The 985-nt window shown below is 63.8% G+C and carries 1 protein-coding gene and 1 pseudogene; both read right to left on the bottom strand.

Going from position 1 to position 985, the window contains the following annotated elements; genetic code table 11:
• Positions 1 to 415, bottom strand: a pseudogene (locus EN935_RS37685) (ABC transporter permease); the annotation flags it as partial.
• Positions 416 to 428: 13 nt separating this feature from the next.
• A partial coding sequence (locus EN935_RS37680) for an extracellular solute-binding protein (RefSeq protein ID WP_127374323.1) occupies positions 429 to 985 on the bottom strand: 557 nt, incomplete at its 5' end.

The following is a 985-nucleotide window of genomic DNA, read 5'->3' as shown; positions in this document are numbered from 1 at the left end:
CGGAGCCGGTCAGCGCGCGGTTGACGACGCCGTTCTGCGCCAGCACCAGCAGCCAGGCGTAGGAGCGCACGACATAGGAGGTCCAGAACGGCAGCACCGCCAGCATCAGCGCCAGCCGCTGCCAGCGCTCCGGCACCTGTTCGGCGAGGATCCAGGCAAAGGGGTAGGCGAGCAGCACCGAAACCATTGTGACGATGGCGGTTACTTGCAGCGAGTTCACCATCGCCTGCCAGTAGGAAGGGTTGGTGAAGAACTGGCTGTAATTGGACGCCGTGAAGCCGCCGCCGTCATGCGCCGTCAGGCTGGAAAACCCCATGGCGATGAAGGGCAGCACGAAGAACAGCAGCGTCCAGCCGAGCGCCGGCGTGACCAGCGCCCAGGGCAGGGCGTTTCCGTCCTTTGCCGAGGTGCTCATGAGCGCTATCTGCTCATTTCGCCTGCAGCATTTCGGTCCACATGTCCTGCATCTTCTTGTCGAGATCGGCGTTCGGCGCCGGATAGGCCTGGGCGCGCGCCAGGAAGCCGGGCTGCTCGTCGAAGCGCAGGACCTTCTTCTGGTCGTCGGTGAGTGCTGCCTTGGTGTTGGCCGGCATGCCCCAGTAGCAGGACGAGGTAGCAAGGCGCGCCTGGCCTTCCGGGCTCATAATGTACTGGATGAATTTCAGCGCCACGTCCTTGTTCTTGGAATCCTTGAACATGGCCAGCGACTGCGACCACAGAACCGCACCTTCCTTGGGGATGGAGAAGTCGAGCGCCGGGTTCTCCTTGGCTAGGCCCGCCGTCACCCATTCGCCGCCGCCGACCAGTATGTCGACCTCGCCGGTCGCCAGCGCCGTCTGGCTGGCGGTCACTTCGCCGACCAGCTTGGCATTGGCTTTCATCTTCAAGAGCTCGTCCTTGAGGGCGGGCAGGTCGGCTTCGGTGAGCTCAGCCGTCTTCTTGCCGATGGCGAGTGCCGCCATGCCGATGACCGGCAGGTAATAGT

Source organism: Mesorhizobium sp. M7D.F.Ca.US.004.03.1.1, from assembly GCF_003998635.1.
GTDB classification, from domain to species: domain Bacteria; phylum Pseudomonadota; class Alphaproteobacteria; order Rhizobiales; family Rhizobiaceae; genus Mesorhizobium; species Mesorhizobium loti.
Note: the sequence above shows the minus strand (reverse complement) of the source record. Positions and strands in the feature narration are given on the sequence as shown.